Raw genomic sequence first — 22,312 nt, 5'->3', positions numbered from 1 at the left:
ACCCGCTGCGAACCCGCTGCAAATGCGCTGAACCGAACCAGACACGAAGCCACGCAACAGGAAGCCGACATGGAACCCGAACTGAATCTGCCCGCCCCGTACACGCCGCACGCCGGCTTCGTCGCCGCGTTCGGCGCCTGCGGCATGGTCGCGATCGTGCGCGGCATCAAGCCCGCCGAGGCCGCCGAGCATGGCCGCGCGCTCTACGACGCGGGCTTCCGGTTGATCGAGGTGCCGCTCAATTCGCCGCAGCCGCTCGACAGCATCGCGGCATTGCGCGACGCGCTGCCCGACGACGCGATGATCGGCGCGGGCACCGTACTCACCACCGAGCGCGTGCGCGACGTGCGGGAAGCGGGCGGCGAGCTGATCGTGATGCCGCACGCCGATACCGACGTGATCCTCGCCGCCAAGCTCCAGGGCCTCGCCTGCGTGCCCGGCGTCGCCACGCCGACCGAAGCGTTCGCGGCGCTCAAGCACGGCGCCGACGCGCTCAAGATGTTCCCCGCCGAGCAGCTCGGCCCGGCCGTGACGAAGGCGTGGCGCGCCGTGATTCCGCCGATCGTGCCGCTGCTGCCCGTGGGCGGCGTGAAGCCCGACAACATGGGCCCGCAGCTGGCCGCGGGCGCGAGCGGCTTCGGCCTTGGCTCCGCGCTCTACAAGCCGGGCCAGGACGCGGCGGCCACGCGCGCGAACGCGCTGGCTTTCATCGAAGGCTGGAAAGCTGTGCGAGGAGCGCAAAAGTGAATCGCCTCGCGGGCAAGGTCGCGCTCGTCACCGGCGCCGGACGCGGCATCGGCGCGGCGATCGCGCGCGCGTTCGCGGCCGAGGGCGCCGCTGTCGTGCTCGCGGAGCTCGATGGCGCGACGGCGGCTGCGACGGCGCGCGAGATTGCGAACGCATGCGACGGCGCGCGAACGCTCGCCGTGCAAACCGACGTGACGCAGCCCGCCTCGCTGCGCGCCGCCGTGGAAGAAGCGCAACGCGCGTTCGGCCCGGTCGACGTGCTCGTGAACAACGCCGGCATCAACGTGTTCGCCGACCCGCTCACGATGACCGACGACGACTGGCGCCGCTGCTTCGCCGTCGATCTGGACGGCGTGTGGAACGGCTGCCGCGCGGTGCTGCCGGGCATGGTCGAGCGGTGTTCGGGCAGCATCATCAACATCGCCTCGACGCACGCGTTCCAGATCATTCCGGGCTGCTTCCCGTACCCGGTGGCCAAGCACGGCGTCATCGGGCTCACGCGTGCGCTCGGGATCGAGTACGCGCCGAAGAACGTGCGCGTGAACGCCATCGCGCCGGGCTACATCGAAACGCAGCTTACGCACGACTGGTGGAACGCGCAGCCCGACCCGGAAGCCGCGCGCAAGGCCACGCTCGAGTTGCCGCCGATGAAGCGCATCGGCCGCCCGGAGGAAGTCGCGATGACGGCGGTGTTCCTCGCCTCGGACGAAGCGCCGTTCATCAACGCGAGCTGTATCACGATCGATGGCGGCCGCACGGCGCTCCATCACGAATGAGCGCCTTGAAAAAGTAATTCGCAGCACGAAGGAACGCGAGGTTAGAACGAATACGCAGGAATCCGCCGGAGCGCTGGCCGCGCGCATCGGCGGGTAAAAGAAGAGGCGGCCGATACCCTTCCCGTGACTGAAGAAGACAGGAGACTGACAAAATGCAACGACGCATCTTTCTGACGCTGGTGGCCGCCGCAGCTACCGCCGTGTTCGCGCAAGCGCCCGTCGCGCAGGCCGCTGACCAGGTGAAGATCGGCTTTCTCGTGAAGCAGCCCGAAGAGCCGTGGTTCCAGGACGAGTGGAAGTTCGCGGAAATGGCAGCGAAGGAAAAGGGCTTCACGCTGGTGAAGATCGGCGCGCCCTCGGGTGAGAAGGTGATGAGCGCGATCGACAACCTGGCCGCACAAAAGGCGCAGGGCTTCATCATCTGCACGCCTGACGTGAAGCTCGGACCGGGCATCGTCGCCAAGGCCAAGGCCGACAAGCTCAAGATGATGACGGTGGACGACCGCCTCGTCGATGGCGCGGGCAAGCCGATCGAGTCGGTGCCGCACATGGGCATCTCGGCGTACAACATCGGCAAGCAGGTGGGTGACGGCATCGCCGCCGAAATCAAGAAGCGCGGCTGGGACATGAAGGACGTCGGTGCAATCGACGTGACCTACGAGCAGCTGCCGACGGCGCATGACCGCACGTCGGGCGCGACCGACGCGCTCGTGGCCGCGGGCTTCCCGAAGGCGAACATCGTCCAGGCGCCGCAAGCGAAGACCGACACGGAAAACGCCTTCAACGCCGCCAATATCGCGCTCACGAAGAACCCGCAGTACAAGCACTGGGTGGCCTACGCGCTGAATGACGAAGGCGTGCTCGGCGCCGTGCGCGCAGCGGAAGGCCGCGGCTTCAAGGCCGACAACATGATCGGCATCGGCATCGGCGGTTCGGACTCGGCACTCAACGAGTTCAAGAAGCCGCAGCCGACGGGCTTCTACGGCACCGTCATCATCAGCCCGAAGCGCCACGGCGAGGAAACCTCGGACCTGATGTACACGTGGATCACGCAAGGCAAGGAACCGCCGCTGCTCACGCTGACGACCGGCATGCTGGCCACGCGCGACAACGTGGAGAGCGTGCGTCAGCAGATGGGTCTCGCTTCGAAGTAAGCGCTTGATAGTAGTGGGTTAGGGTGTTTCCCGCTGCGGGGCGGCCAGCAAGCCCGAAGGGCGCGAAGGCCGCGCCCGCAGCGTATCGAATGAGAGGAAACCGAAGTGTCAGCGACACTGCGTTTTGACAATATCGGCAAGGTGTTCCCAGGCGTGCGCGCGCTCGACGGCGTGTCGTTCGAGGTGAACGCAGGCGAAGTCCATGGCCTGATGGGCGAGAACGGCGCGGGCAAGTCTACGCTGCTCAAGATTCTCGGCGGCGAGTATCAGCCCGATTCCGGCCGCATCCTGATGGACGGCAACGAGGTGCACTTCTCCGATGCGGCGGCCTCGATTGGCGCGGGCATCGCGGTGATTCACCAGGAACTGCAGTACGTGCCCGACCTGACCGTCGCGGAAAACCTGCTGCTCGGCGCGTTGCCCAATGCGCTCGGCTGGGTGAAGCGCGGCGAGGCGCGCAAGTTCGTGCGCGAACGTCTCGCCGCGATGGGCGTGGACCTCGATCCGGCCGCGAAACTGCGCAAGCTCTCGATCGCGCAGCGCCAGATGGTGGAAATCTGCAAGGCGCTGCTGCGCAACGCGCGCGTGATCGCGCTCGACGAGCCGACCAGCTCGCTCTCGCACCGCGAGACCGAAGTGCTGTTCAAGCTCGTGCGCGAGCTGCGTGCCGACAATCGCGCGCTCATCTATATCTCGCACCGCATGGACGAGATCTACGAGCTGTGCAATGCCTGCACGATTTTCCGCGACGGCCGCAAGGTCGCCTCGCACGAGAAGCTCGAAGAGGTGAAGCGCGAAACGCTCGTGGCCGAAATGGTGGGCCGCGAGATCAGCGACATCTACAACTATTCGCCGCGCGAGCATGGCAACGTGCGTTTCGCCGTGCGTGGCGTGGAAGGGCATCCGCTCAACGAAGCGGCGAGCTTCGAGGTGAAGTCGGGCGAGATCGTCGGTTTCTTCGGGCTCGTGGGCGCGGGGCGCAGCGAGCTGATGCAGCTCATCTACGGCACGCACAAGCGGCGCGCGGGCGAGATCGAGCTGGACGGCAAGACCATTCGCGTGAAGAGCGCGAGCGACGCGATTCGCCACGGCATCGTGCTGTGCCCGGAAGACCGCAAGGAGCAGGGCATCGTTGCGATGGCGACGGTCTCGGAGAACATCAACATCAGCTGCCGCCGCCACTTTCTGCGCGCGGGCATGTTCCTCGACCGCAAGAAGGAAGCGGAAACGGCGGACCGCTTCATCAAGCTGCTGAAGATCAAGACGCCGAGCCGCCGCCAGAAAATCCGCTTTCTCTCGGGCGGCAATCAGCAAAAAGCGATTCTTTCGCGCTGGCTCGCCGAGCCCGATCTGAAGGTCGTGATTCTCGACGAGCCGACGCGCGGCATCGACGTCGGGGCGAAGCATGAAATCTACAACGTGATCTACCAGCTTGCCGCGCGCGGCTGCGCGATCGTGATGGTGTCGTCGGAGTTGCCGGAAGTGCTCGGCGTGTCGGATCGCATCGTGGTGATGCGCGAAGGCCGTATTTCGGGCGAGTTGCCGCGCAGCGCGGCGAGCGAACACGCGGTGCTTGACCTCGCGCTGCCCAAGCGCACGCAGGCCAAGGCTGCATGAGTGGACCGGGAGGAGTGACTGAAATGCAAGCAAGAGAAAACCTGGCGGCCGAGTCTGCCAACAGCGCCGCCAAGAGCGTCGCCGACGCGCTGATTCCGAGTCCCACCGACAAGCAGAAGTGGTGGCAGCAGATCACCGAGTACAGCCTGATCGTGATCTTCGCGGTCATGTTCATCGTGATGTCGCTGACCGTCGATCACTTCTTCTCGATCGAGAACATGCTCGGCCTCGCACTGTCGGTCTCGCAGATCGGCATGGTGGCCTGCACGATGATGTTCTGTCTCGCCTCGCGCGACTTCGACCTTTCCGTGGGCTCGATCGTCGCGTTCGCGGGCGTGCTCTGCGCGATGGTGCTCAACGCGACGAACAACACGTTCATCGCCATCGTCGCGGCCGTTGCGGCGGGTGCCGCGATTGGCTTCGTGAACGGCGCGGTGATCGCGTATCTGCGCATCAACGCGCTGATCACCACGCTCGCCACGATGGAAATCGTGCGCGGCCTCGGCTTCATCGCCTCGCACGGCCAGGCCGTGGGCGTGTCGTCGGACACGTTCATCGCCATGGGCACGGCCTCGCTCTTCGGCGTGCAACTGCCGATCTGGGTCACGCTCGTCTGCTTCATCGTGTTCGGCGTGATGCTCAATCAGACGGTGTACGGGCGCAATACGCTCGCCATCGGCGGCAATCCGGAAGCGTCGCGTCTCGCCGGTATCAAGGTCGAGCGCACGCGCGTGTGGATCTTCCTGATCCAGGGCGCGGTCACGGCGCTCGCGGGCGTGATTCTCGCCTCGCGGATCACGTCGGGCCAGCCGAATGCGGCCGAAGGCTTCGAGCTGAACGTGATCTCGGCGTGCGTGCTGGGCGGCGTCTCGCTGCTGGGCGGCCGTGCGACGATCTCGGGCGTGGTGATCGGCGTGCTGATCATGGGCACGGTCGAAAACGTCATGAACCTGCTCAACATCGACGCGTTCTATCAGTACCTCGTGCGCGGCGCGATCCTGCTCGCGGCGGTGCTGCTCGACCAGCTCAAGAACCGCGGCGCGCGCGATTGAGTTCGCTGACAGTTTCATAAGGAAACCCAAACGATGTCGCCCAACGCAAATTCGCCCGCTAACGCGCTCACGCGCCATGCGCACAAAAACTACGCGCGCTATCCGAGCCTGGCCGACCGCGTGGTGCTGATCACGGGCGGCGCGACCGGCATCGGCGCGTCGTTCGTCGAGCACTTCGCCGCGCAAGGCGCGCGCGTGGCGTTCTTCGACATCGACGCGAGCGCGGGCCAGGCGCTCGCCGACGAACTCGGCGATTCGCGCCACAAGCCGCTGTTCGCCGACGTCGATCTCACCGATATCTCGGCGCTGCGCGCCGCCATCGCCGACGTGAAGGCGGCGCTCGGGCCGATCCAGGTGCTCGTGAACAACGCGGCCAACGACAAACGCCACACGCTGGCCGAAGTCACGCCCGAGTCGTTCGACGCGGGCGTGGCCGTGAACCTGCGGCATCAGCTGTTCGCTGCGCAGGCCGTGGCGGAAGACATGAAGGCCGCGCGCGCGGGCTCGATCATCAACCTGGGCTCGATCAGCTGGATGCTCAAGCAGTCGGAAATGCCGGTCTACACGATGAGCAAGTCGGCGGTGCAGGGTCTCACGCGCGGCCTCGCGAGAGACCTTGGTCCGTACGGCATCCGCGTGAATTCGCTAGTGCCGGGCTGGGTGATGACCGAGAAGCAGCGCCGCCTGTGGCTCACCGACGAAGGCCGCGAGTCGATCAAGCGCGGCCAGTGCATCGACGCCGAGCTGCTGCCCGCCGACCTCGCGCGCATGGCGCTCTTCCTCGCCGCCGACGACAGCCGCATGATCACGTCGCAGGACATCGTCGTTGATGGAGGCTGGGCATGAGCGCAAAGGAAAGCGCTTCGAACGAAGCGGTGGCCGAGCTGCTCGTCCACGCGAAATGCGAGCTGGGCGAAGGCGCGACGTGGTGCGCGCGCAGCGGCCGCCTCTACTGGGTCGATATCTCGGGCAAACGCCTGCAACGCTACGACGCCAATGCGTCCGGCGCCAAACACGTCACCTGGGAGATGCCCGAGCGCCTCGCATGCTTCGCGCTGTGCGAAGACGAGCGCACGCTGCTCCTCGGCCTCGCCTCGCAACTGGCGTTCTTCGACCTGGAAACGGGCGCGATCGACACCATCGTCGAAGTCGAACCCGGCGTGCCGACGCGCCTGAACGACGGACGCTGCGACCGCCAGGGCCGCTTCGTGTTCGGCACGAAGTATGAGGGAACGCCGCGGCAGGCCATCGGCGGTTTCTATCGCCTGAACCACGATCTCACGCTCGAACGTCTGCCGCTGCCCGCGCCCGCGATCTCGAACAGCATCGCGTTCAGCCCGGACGGTTCGACCATGTATTTCTGCGACACGCTCACGCGCGAGATTCGCGCGTGCGACTACGGCGCAGACGGAACGATTGCAAACGAACGTACCTTCGTCACGCTCACCGACGACACCGGCGTGCCGGACGGCTCGACCGTCGATGCGCAAGGCGGCCTCTGGAACGCGCAATGGGGCGGCGAGCGCGTGGTGCGTTATGGCGCCGACGGCGTCGAAACCGAGCGCGTAAAGATTCCCACAGCGCAGCCAAGCTGCGTTACGCTCGGCGGTGCGCTTCTGGACACGCTTTATGTCACGAGCGCACGCGAGGAAATGGAGGAGGAGGCCCTCGCGCGCGAGCCGCATGCGGGCGGCGTGTTTTCGGTTCGAATTGGCCGCCAGGGCCTTGAAGAACCGCGGTTTCAGGGGCGCAGGCGCGCTTGAGTCCGGTGTGTCAGGCGCTTGCGCAGAGGCGTGCGGGTATTTTCATCTGACGATACACGCACGCGAACCGTGCAAGGCGCCGCTGGCGGCAGGCGGCATGAAGAGACGGACAGTCGTTGCAGTTCGGCAACAGATGCAGTCGATCGATAGTGTGCAGTTGGCTTTGCCAGTACCACTAGAAGGGCGAACACAAGAAGCGGCCACAGGCCCGTGCGCATGCGCGGTGTCGACAGGCCTCCGGTGAGCCGCCTTTTGCGGCGGCAATCAAACATGCCTCTCGAGGAGCATCTTATGAGCGTCGCGAATTCCGCTGTGCGTCGACCTACCCGTTCCACCGTTTCTGCAGGCGCCGCTGCTGCAAGCGTGCCGCCCACCGCTACATCTGCTCCGTCTGTCTCACCGGTTGTGTCACCGGCCGCCGCCGCGCGCCGCGCGCGGCTCGAAGCCGCCACACATCCGGTTTTGCCGGGGCCGAGCACCTCGGCGGTCGCGATCGGCGCGGCGGGCTCGAGCGACGTGGCGTGCGTGACGCTCGCGAACGCGTATCTAAGGCTCGACGTCGCGCCCCAGCTGGGCGGCGGAATCACGCGTTTCGACTGGCGCAGCGAAGGCGCGTTCGAGCCCGTGTTTCGCCGCTGCGAGCGCGTGAGCGCGCGCATGGATCCGAACGAACTCGCGTGCTACCCGCTGCTGCCGTACTCGAACCGCATCGGCGCAGGGCGTTTTCACTTTGGCGGCCGCGATATCGAGGTGCCGCGCAATCGCGCTAGCGAACCGCTGCCGATTCACGGCGACGGCTGGCTCGCGCCCTGGAGCATCGACAGTGCCGATCGCGAGAATGTGCGCCTCGTGCTCGACCGCAGCGACGGCGAACCGTATTCGTACCGCGCGGCGCTCACCTATGCGCTCGACGGCGCGACGCTCGCGATGACGCTGGAAGTGGAGAATACGGGCCGCGAGGCGCTGCCGTTCGGCCTTGGCGTGCATCCGTTTCTTGCGCGCGACACGAACACCGAGCTTTCGGCGCCCGCGAGCGGCCTGTGGCTCTCGGGCCAGGACTGGCTGCCGGTGCGCCACGTGCCCGCGCCGCCTGCCTGGCAGTTCGGCGTGGCCTATCCGCTGCCTGCGCAGCTCGTCAATCATGCGTTCAGCGGCTGGAGCGGGCGCGCGGCGGTAGTGTGGGAGCGCCGCAGGCTCTCGCTCTCGATTTGCGCGAACACCGACTACTACGTGCTCTACACGCCTCCTGGCGCAGACTTCTTTTGCTTCGAACCCGTCGATCATCCGATCAACGCCGTGAACCTGCGCGGCGGCGGCGATGCGAACGGCATGACCGTGCTCGCGCACGGCGAGCGGCTCGTGCGGCGCTTTTCCTTCACCGTGGAGCGCATGGACATGCGCGCGTCAGCCAGCCCGCACCGCGCCGGCGCGCGCGGCCGCACGGGCGCGAGAGGCGGCAAGGGCGCGCGCGCCCGGACGTAAGGCGGTCATGAGCCGGGCGTAGCGCACGTCGAGCGCGCGCGCCCGGTTCTTCCGGCGATTCGTCTCGCGTCCCGCGGGAGCGCCGGGCGCAGGCCGATTCAGGCGCCGCGGCGCGGCCTCATCTTCCGGGGCGGGTAAAATACGCGCCGTTTTCCCTTATTGCCTCGCCGCGAGCAACCACCATGACTTCCTTCATCCAGACCCTCGGCGCCGCCTGGCAGCGCACCGGCTCGCTGTTGTGCGTGGGCCTCGACCCTGAGCCCACGAAGTTTCCCGCCGCGCTGGCCGGCCGCAGCGACGCGATCTTCGAGTTTTGCCGCGAGATTGTCGACGCCACCGCGGCGTACGCGTGCTCGTTCAAGCCGCAGATCGCCTACTTCGCCGCGTACCGCGCCGAAGACCAGCTCGAAGCGCTGATCGCGCACGTCCACGAGAAGCACCCGGGCCTGCCCGTGATCCTCGACGCCAAGCGCGGCGACATCGGCAGCACCGCCGAGCAGTACGCGCGCGAAGCCTTCGAGCGCTTCAAGGCAGACGCGGTCACGGTCAATCCGTACATGGGCTTCGATTCGATCGAGCCGTGGCTCGCGCACGAGGGCAAGGGCGTGATCGTGCTGTGCCGTACGTCGAACCCCGGCGGCTCAGACCTGCAGTTCCTCGAAACCGGCGGCAAGCCGCTGTATCAGGTGGTGGCCGACCTCGCCGCGAACAAATGGAACGCAAGCGGCGAACTCGGCCTCGTGGTCGGCGCGACGTTCCCGAAGGAAATCGAAACGGTGCGCGGCATCGTGGGCGACATGCCGCTGCTGATTCCCGGCATCGGCGCACAGGGCGGCGACGTCGAGGCCACCGTGAAGGCGGGCCGCACGGCGAACGGCACGGGCATGCTCATCAACTCGTCGCGCGCGATCATCTACGCGAGCAAGGGCGAGGACTACGCGCAGGCGGCTGCAACGGCCGCGAGAGAAACGCGCGACCGGATCAACGCCTATCGTTGAGATGGGTTTCTGCGGGGGCGGGTAGACGTTCCTGAACGGTCTGGGCGTCACTGCCTTTGCCCGCAGGCGTCACGTCGACGACGCCCGCGCGGCTAACCCGACTGCGAGCGCAGTGCTTCGAGTTCCGCCGCCACGGCGGCCGCCAGATCGCCGACTTCGTCAGTCCACTTGCCCGCTTCGCGCATCGCCGCGTGCAGCTCGAGGCAGGCTTCATTGATCCTCGAAGGACCCAGCACCGCCAGTCCGCCGGACACGCGATGCGCCCAGTCGTTCATCCGCGCGAAGTCGCGCTGCGAGGCGATCTGCGTGTAATCGACGAGATCGTGATCCACCTGCGCGATGAATATATCGGCGAGCGCGGCAGGCAGTGGCGGGAAGCGGGGCAGCCCGGCGCGCGGATCTGCTTCGGAATCCGCTGTGAGTGTCGCGCTCGATGCGCTTGCGCGTTCGCTCGGCGCGGCGCTGATCTGCGCGGACACGACGGCCAGCACCCGGGCGAGGTCCGCGAGCGCGACCGGCTTGGTGAGATAGTCGGTAAAGCCCAACGCGCGCCCCTGCGCGATCTGCTCGGGCAGCGCATCCGAACTCACTGCGTAGACCGGCAGATGAGGGTGCTTTGCGCGTAACGCGTCCAGCAGCGCGTAGCCGTTCATGCCCGGCATGTTCAGATCCGTGAGAATGAGGTCCACTGGCCGCTCGTCGAGTCGCGCCAGCGCCTCCTCGCCGTCCTTCGCCTCGATCACGGTGGCGCCCAGTATGCGCAACTGGTCGCGCAGCAGTGCGCGATTGAGCCGGTTGTCCTCGGCGATCAGCGCAGTTAGCGCTGCGAAATTCTCCTCTGTCGCGGGCTGGTCCGCTGCGGGTTGCTGTGCGTGCGCTGCCGTTCCACGGCTGCGAACCCGCTTCTGCGTCGCGGCACGTATGCCCGCGAGACTGTACAGGCTCACCACGACGGCGCCGCCGTCGAGTTCGAGCGGGACGAGCGGTCCGTCCTGGCGCAGCCATATGATTTTCGCGCGGTCCGGCCAGAGCGAAGCGATGTCGTCGCCGGTGAATTCGTCGGTCACGAGCAGGTAGTCGAACGTGCAGTCATGCGGCGGCGCGTCGAGGCTCAGGAAGGTCGGCGTGCTGCTGCGGCTGTCGAACAGGTTGGCCAGCCACTCGCGGTTCTCCGGCGCGCGGCACAGGATGGCGGGATGTGCGTCGGGCAGCGTCCATTCATCGCCAGCCGTGGCCTCGCCCTCGGGGCGCAGCGGCAGCGTGACGGCCACGCGTGTTCCGACGCCGAGCGCGCTGTCGAGTTCGACGCGGCCGTGCATCAACTGGGCGAGCCGGGCGCAGATCGAAAGCCCGAGGCCGGTGCCGCGCGCTTGCGTGAGCCGATGGGCGTCGCCTTGCGTGAAGGGCTGGAACAGGTGTGGCTTGAGGTCATCGGCAATGCCGTCGCCGGAGTCGCTCACGCTGATCTCAAGCGCACCTTCGCGCCAGCGCGCGCGCAGGACGATCTTCCCGGAGCGGGTGAATTTGAAGGCATTGCTGAGCAGATTGTTGGCGATCTGCGCGACGCGCACGGCGTCGAAGCGAAGTTGCACCGGAATGGCCCGATCCATCACGAGATAGAACGGCAGGTGCTGGCGCACGGCGAGCGGCGCATGGGCGAGCGCGATGCGGACGAGGAGCGCCGCAATCGAGCCAGGTTCTTCGACCAGCTTCATCTGACCCACGTCGATTTTCGAAAAATCGAGCACGTCGCTCACGATCTGCAGCAGTTCGGCCGAGGAGTTTTGCATGGCCTGCACGCGCGCGCCCTGTTCCGGCGCGAGCGGCCCGCGCGCGACGAGTTCGATATTGCCGACGAGCGAAGCGAGCGGCGTGCGGATCTCGTGGCTCATCGCCGCGAAGAAGCTCACCCTGGCGCGCGCGGCTTCGTCGCTCATGCGCTTGGCTTCGCGCAGCAGGCGCTCCGCTTCGTGGCGCTCCGACATGTCCGCTATCGCACAGAACAGGACGGCTTCGTGGTTCATCGTGGCCGGCGCATAGGTGATGGCGAGATGGAGCGCTTCCTTGCCGGGCCGCTCGAGCGAGTACGGCAACTCGTACACCGTCGTCTCGTCCTCGTGTTTCGTGGGGGCGGGCCACGGCCCGTGCTGTTCGAACTCGACACACAGCGCGCTCGGCAAATGCGTGGCGTACTCGTCGATGCCGAGAACATTGCGCACGATCTGGTTCGCCACGACGATCTCGAAGTTGCTGCGCCTGACGATGCACAGGCCTACCGGCGTGGCGTGCACGAGCAGATGATTGAGCAACTCGCCTTCGAGCGCGCGTGTGGCTTCGTCGTAGGTGCGCGTCAGCACCCGGCGATTCCAGTAGCGCGACAGCACGGTGAGCATGGCAATAAGGGCGGCCGTCAGGATCAGGACGATGATGACGGGCGTGCGCGTGATCGCGAAAAGCTCGCCCCACGACAGCGCCACCATGAAGTGCCCAAAGCCATGCACGAGCGGCGCTTCGCGCAGCGCGACGCCGAAGCGGGGGAGTACGTGGAAGTTGCCGGGGGCAAGGTTCGCAAGGCGTCGGTCGAGATACTGCGCGCCAGCAGGGGGCAGCGGGCCGGCGAGCATGATGCCGTCAGCGCCGAACAGCGTCGGGGGGATCGACGGGACGCTGGTGCTCTGGGCGAGGAGGAGCGAGTCGAGATCGACGCTGGTGATCGTGAACGCGTAGAGCGTACCGTTCCTGAGCACCGGCAATGCGCCGAGCACGAGATCGGGCGGGAAGCCGAGCGCTTCGGGTGGGCGGAACCAGGCGACCTTGATACCTTTGGCTGCCGCGACCGGATCCAGGCCGTGGGTCGTGATCTGCAGGAGCGCGGCATCGGCCAGCGTGCGCGCGGCTTCGGCCGGCCGCAATTGCGACCCCTTGGGCGCGACACCACGGCTATACGCCGCGCCGCCGTCGGCGCGCAGCAACATGATGGGCACATCGGAAGAGACGATGTCGAGCACCCCCGCCATGTGCTCGCACACTGCCCTCAGATCTGGCGACCCGTCCATGCCTTCGAAGGTCGTCGCGCAGCGGGAGGTTGGCTCGGCGTTCAACGGTGCCGTCGATGCCGAGGCGGTCTCGAGCACGAGGACGACGCCTGCACTGCCGAGCAGCGTGTACAGCCGGTCGAGCCGCGCGTTGGCCTTCGCACTGAGCGTGTTCGCCTCCAGCGCCTGCGCGCGCAGTGCGCTGAACGCGATGCCGCCGAGCGCGGCGGCGGCCATGCACAGCGCCGCAAGGATCAGCAGGCCGGTCAGCAGTGCGAAGACGCGCCGTTCACGCCTGAGGTTGCGCTGGAGCGCCTCGAGCGCGGCGTACGGCGAAGTGGGAGGGGCGCCATGGCGGCGACCGAAGCTGGGCATCATGCGGATCCGCGATCCTGGGTGAAGCGCACCCAATCGGCGTGCGGATCGGCGCGACACTTGCCCATTGGCGCTCTTTCCTGCGTTGGTGTGGCTGGGGCGTCGCTGGCCGCGCTGATCCACACGTTTCGCGTCTTTTCCGTCATGGGCGCAATCGAGTTGCCAAAAGTTAGGAATCTTGAGGGGATGCCTGAAGGATGCAACACAGGCCCATGCTTTGCAGCAAAGCGTGCCAGTTCATTATATGTCAATGCCTGACAGCGCTTGTCTGACGGCGTGGCATTCCGGCTTGCGAAACGAGCACTTTTTTCTTGGTGGTGCTCGCTAATAACTAAGAACTATTTCAGCCTGGTGGCTGAACAATAGGAGTTGTCTGATTCATCCCGCCTTCGGCCTTCCTTAGCATCGGAGTCATGATGCTGAGGTGGCATTTCGTCTTTCACCTCGCGCGAGGCGCGCGAGCGTCCCGAATCACTCCTTTGCCGGCTCTGTGTCGAACGTGCCGTATTCGGCCCGCTAGCCGCTATCCGCTTCTTTCTCACGGCAGAACGAGCTTGTCTGTGCCAATCGTGCATGAACGAAAACCGGACTTGAAGTCGGGCGATTAGATCCGGCGCGGCGCAACTCCAGGCAATTTGCAAACTCTGCAAAGCCAGTTTCAATGTTTAAATATAGTTAAGGAATACGAATGAATATGGTTTATCGCCCAGTGTGGAATGAGGCGACGGGGACATGGGTTGCGGCTCCGGAACGTGCCAAAGGCAAGAAGAAGGGAGGTGCGGCGAATGCGATCGTGATCGCGGCAGCGGCGCTTGGCGTGGCCAGCCAGGCGCACGCGTATAGCGCCGGCGGGAGTGGCAGCACCGCTGCGAATGACAGCGGCGTTGACGCAAACGTTGCGATCGGTACGAGCGCTTACGCGGCTGATACTTCAAACCAGTATCTGGTTAGTGCCGATGGTCGTTCTCTCCAGCAGCTCAACCTTGCGATCGGCTCCAATGCCAGTGCAACAGGCGCAGGAACAATGGCAATCGGCCAATACGCGCTTGCCAGTGGCCAGAATGCGGGCGCGATTGGCTTCGGTGCCACCGCTACGGGCGCATTTGGAACCGTGGTGGGTTCGCTCGCAACGGCAGCCGGCGATGCCAGCAGCGCTCTGGGCTACCGCACAATAGCAAGTGGCGATTTCTCTGCCGCAATGGGCAGTTACAACGCCGCGTTGGGCTACGGGTCGGTGGCGATGGGCGTATTGACGACGTCGACCGGCGCCACCTCGGTCGCCATCGGCAGCGGCGCGACGTCAGTCGGTGATGGTTCGATGGCGATAGGCAAGTTGGCCGTCGCGAGCAATGCAAACGACGTGGCGCTGGGCACGGGTACGACCACAGCAGCCGTGGTGAACACGCCGGGCGCAACGATCGGCGGCAATGGCTACACCTTCGCCGGCACGAACGCGAAGAGCACGGTCTCGGTGGGTTCGGCGGGGAAGGAGCGCACGATCACCAACGTTGCGGCAGGCCAACTGACGGCTTCGTCGACCGACGCGGTGAATGGCTCGGAACTTTTCGCGACCAACCAGCAGGTCACGCAGAACACGACCGACATCACGAACCTGACGAACAACATCAACAACGGCACGATCGGTCTGGTGCAGCAAGCCATGCCGACGAGCATGGTGACGGTGGCGAAGGACACGGGTGGCACGACCGTGGACTTCACGGGCACGGCGGGTACGCGTGTCCTGACGGGTGTGTCGAACGGCGCGGTGAACGCCTCGAGCGTGGATGCGGTGAACGGCTCGCAGCTCAATGCAACGAACCAGAGCATCTCGGATCTCGCGGGAGACGTCACGAACATCAACGGCCAACTCGCTGATGCGGTCAAGTACGACACGTCGGCGCACGACTCGGTGACGCTAGGCGGTGTGGATTCGACCACGCCGGTGGCGCTGCACAACGTGGCGAATGGCGTGCTGAGCGCGACGAGTCTCGACGCGGTGAACGGCTCGCAGCTGTACAACCTGGCCAGCTCGACGGCGGATTCGTTCGGCGGCGGCTCGACGGTGAACAGCGACGGCTCGATCTCGGCCCCGACGTACCTGATCGGTGGCGACACGTTCAACAACGTGGGCGGCGCACTGACGAACCTCGACGGCCGCGTGACGCAGAACACGACCGACATCATGAACCTGACGAACAACATCAACAACGGCACGATCGGTCTGGTGCGGCAAGCCTCGCCGACGAGCATGGTGACGGTGGCGAAGGACACGGGTGGCACAACCGTGGACTTCACGGGCACGGCGGGTACGCGTGTCCTGACGGGTGTGTCGAACGGCGCGGTGACCGCATCGAGCGTGGATGCGGTGAACGGTTCGCAGCTGTACGCAGTGAGCCAGAGCGTCACCAACATCAGCAGCCAGCTCGCCGATGCCGTGATGTACGACTCGTCGGCGCACGACTCGATCACGTTGGGCGGCCCGGGTTCGACCACGCCGGTTTCGATCCACAACCTGGCTGACGGCGTGGCGGATTCGGACGCGGTGAACGTCGGTCAGATGAACGCGGCGATCGCGAACGTCACCAACATCGCCGAAAACGCGACCGACCCGATGTTCTCGGCACAAGGCGATCGCAACACCGAAGCGGCCACCGCAAGCGGCACGCATGCCACCGCAGGCGGCGCGAATTCGGTGGCAAGCGGGGAGACGTCGTCGGCGTATGGCGCGCGCTCGCAAGCCACCGCGAAGAATTCGACGGCGCTTGGCGCGGGCGCAACAGCAACCGCGCAGAACTCGGTCGCGCTGGGCGCAGGCTCGGTGGCCGATCGTGCAAACACGGTGTCGGTGGGCTCGGCGGGCAGCGAGCGCCAGATTGCCAACGTCGCGGCGGGCACCGCGGGCACGGACGCGGTCAACGTCGACCAGTTGAACGACGCGGTCAGCAATGCGACGGGCAGCGCCGTGCAGCAGGCGACGCAGCAGTCCAACGCATACACGAACCAGCAGATCGGCGTCGTTCGCAAGCAGATGAACGCGCTGGGCGCCACGGCGATGGCAGCTTCGTCGCTCATCCCGAACGCACGGGCGGAAGGCAACTTCCAGATGGCCGTCGCGGCCGGTACCTACGGCGGCGAAAGCGCCCTGGCACTCGGTGCGAACTGGTATGTGAGCAACCGCCTGCTGCTGAACGCGCACCTTGCCCGTTCGACTGGCAGCGGCGGCAGCACTGGCGCTTCGGTTGGCGCGACGTTCGGATTCTGATCACCCAGATAACAACGCCGGCCGCCACGGGTAACCGTGGCGGTGCAACAGAACACGCGAGTGGCAGGCGGTGCGCGTCGGCATCCGAGCCTTGGCTACTCCAGTAAAGGTAAAGCTATGAAGCATCGTTTCAAACTGGCTATCGCGTTGGCCGTTGTCGGCGCGGTTTGCCTGTCTTCGGCCGCTGCCCATGCCGATGAGGCCTCGGACAAAGCACAAATCGGGCAAATCGAGAATGCCTGGGTGGCGGCCCAGATCGCCGCCGACAGGCCGGCTCTCGATCAACTACTGCATGCCGATTTCGTTCAGGTCACCGAACGCGGTGCGATCCAGGACAGGGTCGATGCAATGGCCGGGCACAAGGCACCCGAGAGCTACACGCAGCGCTTCGTTTTCGTGAACGTGCGCGTGTCCGGCGACACCGGCCTCGTCACCGGCGTCGTCGAGTATCGAGTGAACGCCGGCGCTGCCGCGAAGCAGGCAGCGTTCACCGACGTCTTCGTGCGTGGCGGTCCGCGCGGGTGGCAGGTGATCTCCTCCCAGGGGACGCCGCGCCCCTAATCTTTCTTCGTGGCCGCAGCCGCAACGGACGCCGGTTTGCCGAGCAACTCGATGATCGATCGATGCAGCGGGTATTTTCCCGCGAGCGCGTTCGCATCGGCGATCTCGAACTCGCTGAACTCGAACCCCGGCGCCACCGTGCAGCCCACGAGCGCATAGGTCGAAGGATCGCAGCAGCGCGCCGCGAACCAGTGTCCGGCCGGGACCACCGCCTGGAACACGGTGCCCGGATGGTCGAGCGCGTGGCCGAGCTTGCGCGTGGAGAGCACGCCGCGTTCGTCGATCGAATGAATCTCGAGGGGCGAGCCCGCGTAGAAGTGCCAGAGCTCGTCGGAGCGGATCCGGTGCCATGCCGAATAGGCGCCTTCCGCCAGCAGGAAGTAGATGGCCGTCGAGGCTGCGCGCGTGCCCTCTGCGGCGGCTGCGCCGTCGCGCCGCACGAGCTTGTCGGCTCGATAGGTTTCGCTGTAGTAGCCGCCTTCGGGGTGCGGTTCAAGCCCGAAGCGGCGGATCAATTCTTCGACTGCGGTATTCGCGGCTGCCATGGCATGGGCCTCCTTGATGGGCCCGGCCGGCGCTCCAGCGAGGCGCGGGCCGGTTTTAGCGTTCCTGTTCGTCGATGAACGCGAGCAGCCCGCGCAGCGCGTGCGCGGCGGCCTGCACGCGGATCTGTTCGCGGTCGCCCTTGAAGACCAGCGTCTCGACGCTCGTATGCAGCCGGTTGCTCCAGCCGAACGACACCATGCCAACCGGCTTTTCCGGCGTGCCGCCGCCCGGTCCGGCGACGCCGGTGATGGAGAGCGAAACCTGTGCCCGGCTGTTGCTGAGCGCGCCTTCGGCCATCGCACGCGCGACCGGTTCGCTCACCGCGCCGTGCTTGTCGATGAGTTCGGGCGGCACGCCGATCATCTCGGTTTTCGCCTGGTTCGAGTAGGTGACGAAGCCGCGTTCGAACCAGACGCTGCTGCCGGAAATGTCGGTGATGGCGGTGGCGACCATGCCGCCCGTGCAGGACTCGGCGGTCGCGAGCATGAGCCGCCCGTCGCGCAGCTTGTTGCCGACGCGGATGGCGAGTTGGTGGACGACGGAATCGGTAGACATTGCAGCAATCCGTTGGGTTGGCGGCGGCGTGGCGGCGACGTGGCGTTACACCGACATGCGCCAGAGCGCGATGACGAGCAGTGTGAAGAATGCGGCGACGATGTCGTCGAGCATGATGCCGAGGCCGCCCTTGAAGCGCCGGTCGAAATAGCGGATGGGCGGCGGCTTCACCATGTCGAAAAACCGGAAGACGACGAAGGCCCACAGCCGGCCCTCGAAATCGACGGGCGTGATCATGAGCAGCACGAGCCAGAACGCCACGATCTCGTCCCAGACGATGGCCGAGGGATCATCCGTGCGCAGCTTCTTCGCCGTGAAGGCCGTGATCCAGATGCCCGCAAAGAAGCCGAAGAAGATCAGCAGTCCCCACTCGGTCACCGTGAGATAGCGGTTGAGCACCTCGAAGGACGCCCAGGCGAACAGCGTGCCGGCCGTGCCGGGCGCGAGGCGCGAGAGCCCCGAGCCGAAGCCGAGCGAAACGATGTGCAGCGGATGGGTGAGCATGAACGGCGCGTCGGCGCGGCGCGGGCCACCGGCCTGAGCGCCCGTGCCGGGTGCGGCGGCGTTGCTTGCCGAGCCTGCCGGAGGAGCCGGCTGACCGGCGGGCGAGGGCGTGGGGTCAGTCTGCATGGAAGTGATCGAAACCTTGCAACGTCAGGTTGAGCGGCGTGCCACCCGCGTCGCGCCAGGCGATCTCGGGGGCGGCTTGCGGCGAAGTGCGGGAAGTCATTGTACCGATGAGCGTGACGCGCACACCCGCCTGTTGCGCCGCCGCCTCGACCGCGTCGCGCTGCGCGGGCGCCGCCGTGAAGCACAGTTCGTAGTCGTCGCCGCCCGCGAGCGCGCATTGCAGCTGCACGTCGCGCGGCAGGCGCGCGAGCGCAGGCGAGAGCGGCAGGGCGTCGACGTCGATCGTCGCGGCGAGGTGCGAGCGTTCCAGAATATGGCGCAGGTCGCCGGCCAGGCCGTCCGATACGTCGAGCGCCGCGCGCGCCACGCCGCGCAGCGCGAGGCCCAGCGCCACGCGCGGTTCAGGGTATTCGAGCGCCCGGCGCAAGTGCGCGGCGTCGGGCTCGCTCACCGGCCATTCGCCACGCATCATGCCGAGGCCTGCGCGCGCATCGCCGGGCGTGCCGGAAACCCAGATGTCGTCTCCCGCCTGGGCGGCGTCGCGCCGAAGCGCGGCATCCTGACGCACTGAGCCGAACACCGTCAGGCAGAGGTTCAGCGGCCCTGCCGTGGTATCGCCGCCGATCAATTCGCAGTCGAAGCGCTCGGCCAGCTCGAAGAGGCCCGCGCTGAACGCGGCTAGCCAGTCCTCATCCGCCTTGGGGAGCGCGAACGCGAGCGTGAAGCCGAGCGGCTGCGCACCCATCGCGGCGAGGTCAGAGAGATTCACGGCGAGCGCCTTGTGGCCGAGCGCGTGCGGATCGATGTCGGGGAAGAAGTGGCGGCCTTCCACCAGCATGTCGGTCGAGACGGCCAGCATTTCGCCCGCGGCGGGCGCGATGAGCGCGCAGTCGTCGCCGATGCCCAGCGTGGCGCGTTGCGTGTTCGTGCGCGCTCGCCGCGCAAAATATCGGTCAATCAGGGAGAACTCGGAAAGCATGACGAAAGGGTTATGACAGTTGGGGTATGGCCGTCGCCGCATAGGGCGCCCTGGCGTGGCTTTTCCCCCCATCGCGGTCGCGGCACTTGCGCCCGAACTGAAAGGAATGCCGTCTGGGATTGGCGCTACAATCGGTCAACTTAGCGTTCGAGTTGTCATTCTAATCCGCACTCACGTCCTGCCTCCCATGTCGAATCCCGCTACGAACAAGCTTCGCGAAGCCGCCCTCGATTATCACGAGTTCCCCACGCCCGGGAAGATCGCGATCGCGCCGACCAAGCAGATGATCAATCAGCGTGATCTCTCGCTCGCGTATTCGCCGGGCGTCGCGTTCGCGTGCGAGGCGATTGTCGAGAATCCGCTCAACGCCGCGCGCTTCACGGCGCGCAGCAACCTCGTGGGCGTCGTGTCGAACGGCACGGCCGTGCTTGGCCTCGGCAACATCGGGCCGCTCGCCTCGAAGCCGGTGATGGAAGGCAAGGCGGTGCTCTTCAAGAAGTTCGCGGGCATCGACGTGTTCGACATCGAACTCAACGAGACGGACCCGCACAAGCTCGTCGACGTGATCGCCGCGCTCGAACCCACCTTCGGCGGCATCAACCTCGAAGACATCAAGGCGCCCGAGTGCTTCATCGTCGAACGCGAAGCGCGCAAGCGCATGAAGATTCCGGTCTTCCACGACGACCAGCACGGCACGGCCATCGTGGTGGCGGCCGCCTTCACGAACGGCCTGAAGGTCGTGGGCAAGGACATCAAGGACGTGAAGCTGGTCGCCTCGGGCGCAGGCGCGGCCGCGCTGGCGTGTCTGGACCTGCTCGTCGACCTCGGCCTGCCGCTCGAAAACATCGTCGTCACCGACCTGGCGGGCGTGGTCTACAAGGGCCGCACCGAGCTGATGGACCCGGACAAGGAGCGATTCGCGCGGGAAACCCACGCGCGCACGCTCGCCGAAGTGATCGAAGGCGCCGATATTTTCCTCGGCCTTTCGGCTGGCGGCGTGCTCAAGCAGGAGATGGTCAAGCAGATGGCGGCCAAGCCGCTCATCCTCGCGCTCGCCAACCCGACGCCGGAAATCCTGCCGGAGCTCGCGCTCGAAGTGCGTCCGGACGCCGTGCTCGCCACGGGCCGCACGGACTACCCGAACCAGGTGAACAACGTCCTGTGCTTCCCGTTCATCTTCCGCGGCGCGCTCGACGCGGGCGCGACCACCATCACGCGCGAAATGGAAATCGCCGCGGTGAACGCGATTGCGGAACTGGCGCGCCAGGAGCAAAGCGATGTCGTGGCCACGGCCTACGGCATCCAGGATCTGCAGTTCGGGCCCGAGTATCTGATTCCGAAGCCCTTCGACCCGCGCCTGATCGTCAAGATCGCGCCGGCTGTGGCCAGGGCAGCGATGGACTCGGGCGTCGCGACCCGTCCGATCGAGGACATGGACGCCTACGAGCAGCACCTCCAGCAGTTCGTCTACCACAGCGGCACGACCATGAAGCCGATCTTCCAGCTCGCGCGCGCCGTGGAGCCGGAGAAGAAGCGCATCGTGTTCGCCGAGGGCGAAGAAGAGCGCATCCTGCGCGCGGTGCAGATCGTGGTCGACGAAAAGCTCGCGAAGCCCATCCTGATCGGCCGCCCGTCGGTGATCGAGCAGCGCATCGCGCGCTACGGCCTGCGCCTGCACGCCGGCCAGGACTACACGGTCGTGAACACCGACCACGACGAGCGCTACCGCGAGTTCTGGCAGACCTATGCAAAGCTCATGGCGCGCAAGGGCATCACGCAGCAAATGGCTAAGCTCGAAATGCGCCGCCGCACCACGCTGATCGGCTCGATGCTGGTGGAAAAGGGCGAAGCCGACGGCATGATCTGCGGCACGGTCAGCACGACCCATCGCCACCTGCACTTCATCGACCAGGTGATCGGCAAGAAGACGGGTTGCAACGTCTACGCGGCGATGAACGCGCTGGTGCTGCCGAACCGGCAGATTTTCATCGCCGACACGCACGTCAACGTCGACCCGACGCCGGAGCAGCTCGCGGAAATCACCATCATGGCGGCCGAGGAAGTGCGCCGCTTCGGCATCGAGCCGAAGATCGCGCTGTGCTCGCACTCGAACTTCGGTTCGAGCAACGCGCCGAGCGCCCAGAAGATGCGCGACCTGCTCGAGATCCTCCAGGAGCGCGCGCCGGACCTGCACGTGGACGGCGAAATGCACGGCGACGTGGCGATCGACGCGAACCTGCGCAAGGAAATCCTGCCCGAGTCGACGCTCGAAGGCGAAGCGAATCTGCTCATCATGCCGAACATCGACGCGGCGAACATTTCCTACAACCTGCTCAAGACGGCAGCCGGCAACAACATCGCCATCGGGCCGATCCTGCTGGGCGCGGCCAAGCCGGTGCACGTGCTCACGGCTTCCGCCACGGTGCGCCGCATCGTCAACATGACGGCGCTGCTCGTCGCAGACGTGAACGCGGCACGTTAAGCTCAGTTGCTCGGGTTGCCGGCGACGCGGTTCCCGAAATCGGCGTGCTCCTGTGAGCGCGCCGATTTTTTTGCCCGCGAGACCCGGCTCGATCTGGCAAAATCGCGCAAAATTAGATTGTAAGATTTACCGGTTTGGCCCTTGTGCGGGGTCGGGCTGTGGTCCTCCTCGCCTGACTAACGTTGCTTCCAGGCATCATTAGCGATACCCTTACACCTTTCATGGTCGTCGAACGCGTAACCAGGGAAGCGGGAACCAGGCGATGGCGCCTCGTCTAACTCATTGTTTCGGCGGCAGT

General features: G+C 66.1%; 17 protein-coding genes and 1 pseudogene. 13 read left to right on the top strand and 5 right to left on the bottom strand.

Features of this window, described 5'->3' with window-relative positions; all coding sequences use genetic code 11:
* Window positions 1–69: 69 nt before the first annotated feature.
* From AB4Y42_RS25360 to pyrF, 9 genes are all read left to right on the top strand, one after another.
* A complete protein-coding gene (locus tag AB4Y42_RS25360; protein ID WP_368692571.1) occupies window positions 70–747 on the top strand; it encodes a 2-dehydro-3-deoxy-6-phosphogalactonate aldolase in 678 nt (225 codons plus the stop codon).
* Entirely contained in the window at window positions 744–1,523 is a 780-nt protein-coding gene (locus AB4Y42_RS25355) for an SDR family oxidoreductase (RefSeq protein WP_368695698.1), read from the top strand. Before AB4Y42_RS25360 ends, AB4Y42_RS25355 begins: the two co-directional genes overlap by 4 nt.
* 152 nt (window positions 1,524–1,675) lie before the next feature.
* A complete protein-coding gene (locus AB4Y42_RS25350; RefSeq protein WP_368692573.1) occupies window positions 1,676–2,677 on the top strand; it encodes an arabinose ABC transporter substrate-binding protein in 1,002 nt (333 codons plus the stop codon).
* A gap of 105 nt (window positions 2,678–2,782) precedes the next feature.
* Complete coding sequence (gene araG / locus AB4Y42_RS25345) at window positions 2,783–4,294, top strand: L-arabinose ABC transporter ATP-binding protein AraG (RefSeq protein WP_324162371.1); 1,512 nt, start codon at window positions 2,783–2,785, stop codon at window positions 4,292–4,294.
* Window positions 4,295–4,317: 23 nt separating this feature from the next.
* Window positions 4,318–5,346 (top strand): L-arabinose ABC transporter permease AraH, encoded by a 1,029-nt coding sequence (gene araH / locus AB4Y42_RS25340; protein WP_342949485.1) that lies wholly within the window; start codon window positions 4,318–4,320, stop codon window positions 5,344–5,346.
* 33 nt (window positions 5,347–5,379) lie between these two features.
* A complete protein-coding gene (locus AB4Y42_RS25335; RefSeq protein ID WP_368695697.1) occupies window positions 5,380–6,192 on the top strand; it encodes an SDR family NAD(P)-dependent oxidoreductase in 813 nt (270 codons plus the stop codon).
* Window positions 6,189–7,109: an SMP-30/gluconolactonase/LRE family protein gene (locus AB4Y42_RS25330; protein WP_368692575.1), complete on the top strand. Its 921-nt coding sequence runs from the start codon at window positions 6,189–6,191 to the stop codon at window positions 7,107–7,109. The genes AB4Y42_RS25335 and AB4Y42_RS25330 overlap by 4 nt, the downstream gene beginning before the upstream one ends.
* 291 nt (window positions 7,110–7,400) lie before the next feature.
* A complete protein-coding gene (locus AB4Y42_RS25325) occupies window positions 7,401–8,591 on the top strand; it encodes an aldose 1-epimerase (RefSeq protein WP_368695696.1) in 1,191 nt (396 codons plus the stop codon).
* A 182-nt stretch (window positions 8,592–8,773) separates the two neighbouring features.
* On the top strand, window positions 8,774–9,589 hold the full coding sequence (gene pyrF / locus AB4Y42_RS25320; protein WP_368695695.1) for an orotidine-5'-phosphate decarboxylase: 816 nt from the start codon (window positions 8,774–8,776) through the stop codon (window positions 9,587–9,589).
* Window positions 9,590–9,681: 92 nt separating this feature from the next.
* Here the strand turns inward: pyrF and AB4Y42_RS25315 are convergent, their stop codons facing one another.
* Window positions 9,682–13,002, bottom strand: coding sequence for an ATP-binding protein (locus AB4Y42_RS25315; RefSeq protein ID WP_368695694.1), 3,321 nt, complete (start codon window positions 13,000–13,002; stop codon window positions 9,682–9,684).
* A 685-nt stretch (window positions 13,003–13,687) separates the two neighbouring features.
* Between AB4Y42_RS25315 and AB4Y42_RS25310 the strand changes: the two are divergent.
* From AB4Y42_RS25310 to AB4Y42_RS25300, 3 genes and pseudogenes are all read left to right on the top strand, one after another.
* Window positions 13,688–14,017 (top strand): annotated as a pseudogene (locus AB4Y42_RS25310) (ESPR-type extended signal peptide-containing protein); the annotation flags it as partial.
* Window positions 14,018–14,023: 6 nt separating this feature from the next.
* Window positions 14,024–16,261 (top strand): YadA family autotransporter adhesin, encoded by a 2,238-nt coding sequence (locus AB4Y42_RS25305; RefSeq protein WP_368695778.1) that lies wholly within the window; start codon window positions 14,024–14,026, stop codon window positions 16,259–16,261.
* Between the two features lie 117 nt (window positions 16,262–16,378).
* On the top strand, window positions 16,379–16,822 hold the full coding sequence (locus AB4Y42_RS25300) for a nuclear transport factor 2 family protein (protein ID WP_368695693.1): 444 nt from the start codon (window positions 16,379–16,381) through the stop codon (window positions 16,820–16,822).
* On the opposite strand, the gene AB4Y42_RS25295 is transcribed toward AB4Y42_RS25300, so the two are convergent.
* From AB4Y42_RS25295 to thiL, 4 genes are read right to left on the bottom strand one after another with little or no spacing between them, the layout of a single operon-like run.
* Window positions 16,819–17,367 carry a cupin domain-containing protein gene (locus AB4Y42_RS25295; protein WP_368695692.1) on the bottom strand — a complete coding sequence of 183 codons (549 nt, stop codon included), beginning with the start codon at window positions 17,365–17,367 and terminating at the stop codon, window positions 16,819–16,821. The genes AB4Y42_RS25300 and AB4Y42_RS25295 overlap by 4 nt on opposite strands.
* Window positions 17,368–17,422: 55 nt before the next feature.
* Window positions 17,423–17,923 (bottom strand): CinA family protein, encoded by a 501-nt coding sequence (locus AB4Y42_RS25290; protein ID WP_342919401.1) that lies wholly within the window; start codon window positions 17,921–17,923, stop codon window positions 17,423–17,425.
* 45 nt (window positions 17,924–17,968) lie between these two features.
* Window positions 17,969–18,553 (bottom strand): phosphatidylglycerophosphatase A, encoded by a 585-nt coding sequence (locus tag AB4Y42_RS25285; RefSeq protein WP_368692581.1) that lies wholly within the window; start codon window positions 18,551–18,553, stop codon window positions 17,969–17,971.
* Window positions 18,543–19,532 (bottom strand): thiamine-phosphate kinase, encoded by a 990-nt coding sequence (gene thiL / locus AB4Y42_RS25280; protein WP_368695691.1) that lies wholly within the window; start codon window positions 19,530–19,532, stop codon window positions 18,543–18,545. The genes AB4Y42_RS25285 and thiL overlap by 11 nt, the downstream gene beginning before the upstream one ends.
* 187 nt (window positions 19,533–19,719) lie before the next feature.
* On the opposite strand from thiL, the gene AB4Y42_RS25275 reads away from it, so the two are divergent.
* The gene (locus tag AB4Y42_RS25275; RefSeq protein WP_368692583.1) at window positions 19,720–22,014 is read left to right on the top strand and encodes an NADP-dependent malic enzyme; all 2,295 of its coding nucleotides are present in this window, start codon (window positions 19,720–19,722) and stop codon (window positions 22,012–22,014) included.
* Window positions 22,015–22,312 lie beyond the last annotated feature (298 nt).

It is taken from the genome of Paraburkholderia sp. EG286B, from assembly GCF_040965655.1.
Taxonomy (GTDB): domain Bacteria; phylum Pseudomonadota; class Gammaproteobacteria; order Burkholderiales; family Burkholderiaceae; genus Paraburkholderia.
Note: the sequence above shows the minus strand (reverse complement) of the source record. Positions and strands in the feature narration are given on the sequence as shown.

Excerpts from the sequence above, each read along its gene's own strand:
- thiL (WP_368695691.1), bottom strand. The coding sequence starts at position 19,532 with ATGCTTTCCGAGTTCTCCCTGATTGACCGATATTTTGCGCGGCGAGCG.
- pyrF (WP_368695695.1), top strand. The coding sequence starts at position 8,774 with ATGACTTCCTTCATCCAGACCCTCGGCGCCGCCTGGCAGCGCACCGGC.
- AB4Y42_RS25300 (WP_368695693.1), top strand. The coding sequence starts at position 16,379 with ATGAAGCATCGTTTCAAACTGGCTATCGCGTTGGCCGTTGTCGGCGCG.
- AB4Y42_RS25305 (WP_368695778.1), top strand. The coding sequence starts at position 14,024 with ATGGCAATCGGCCAATACGCGCTTGCCAGTGGCCAGAATGCGGGCGCG.
- AB4Y42_RS25330 (WP_368692575.1), top strand. The coding sequence starts at position 6,189 with ATGAGCGCAAAGGAAAGCGCTTCGAACGAAGCGGTGGCCGAGCTGCTC.
- araH (WP_342949485.1), top strand. The coding sequence starts at position 4,318 with ATGCAAGCAAGAGAAAACCTGGCGGCCGAGTCTGCCAACAGCGCCGCC.
- AB4Y42_RS25285 (WP_368692581.1), bottom strand. The coding sequence starts at position 18,553 with ATGCAGACTGACCCCACGCCCTCGCCCGCCGGTCAGCCGGCTCCTCCG.
- AB4Y42_RS25325 (WP_368695696.1), top strand. The coding sequence starts at position 7,401 with ATGAGCGTCGCGAATTCCGCTGTGCGTCGACCTACCCGTTCCACCGTT.
- AB4Y42_RS25335 (WP_368695697.1), top strand. The coding sequence starts at position 5,380 with ATGTCGCCCAACGCAAATTCGCCCGCTAACGCGCTCACGCGCCATGCG.
- AB4Y42_RS25315 (WP_368695694.1), bottom strand. The coding sequence starts at position 13,002 with ATGATGCCCAGCTTCGGTCGCCGCCATGGCGCCCCTCCCACTTCGCCG.
- AB4Y42_RS25290 (WP_342919401.1), bottom strand. The coding sequence starts at position 17,923 with ATGTCTACCGATTCCGTCGTCCACCAACTCGCCATCCGCGTCGGCAAC.
- AB4Y42_RS25350 (WP_368692573.1), top strand. The coding sequence starts at position 1,676 with ATGCAACGACGCATCTTTCTGACGCTGGTGGCCGCCGCAGCTACCGCC.
- AB4Y42_RS25360 (WP_368692571.1), top strand. The coding sequence starts at position 70 with ATGGAACCCGAACTGAATCTGCCCGCCCCGTACACGCCGCACGCCGGC.
- AB4Y42_RS25275 (WP_368692583.1), top strand. The coding sequence starts at position 19,720 with ATGTCGAATCCCGCTACGAACAAGCTTCGCGAAGCCGCCCTCGATTAT.
- AB4Y42_RS25295 (WP_368695692.1), bottom strand. The coding sequence starts at position 17,367 with ATGGCAGCCGCGAATACCGCAGTCGAAGAATTGATCCGCCGCTTCGGG.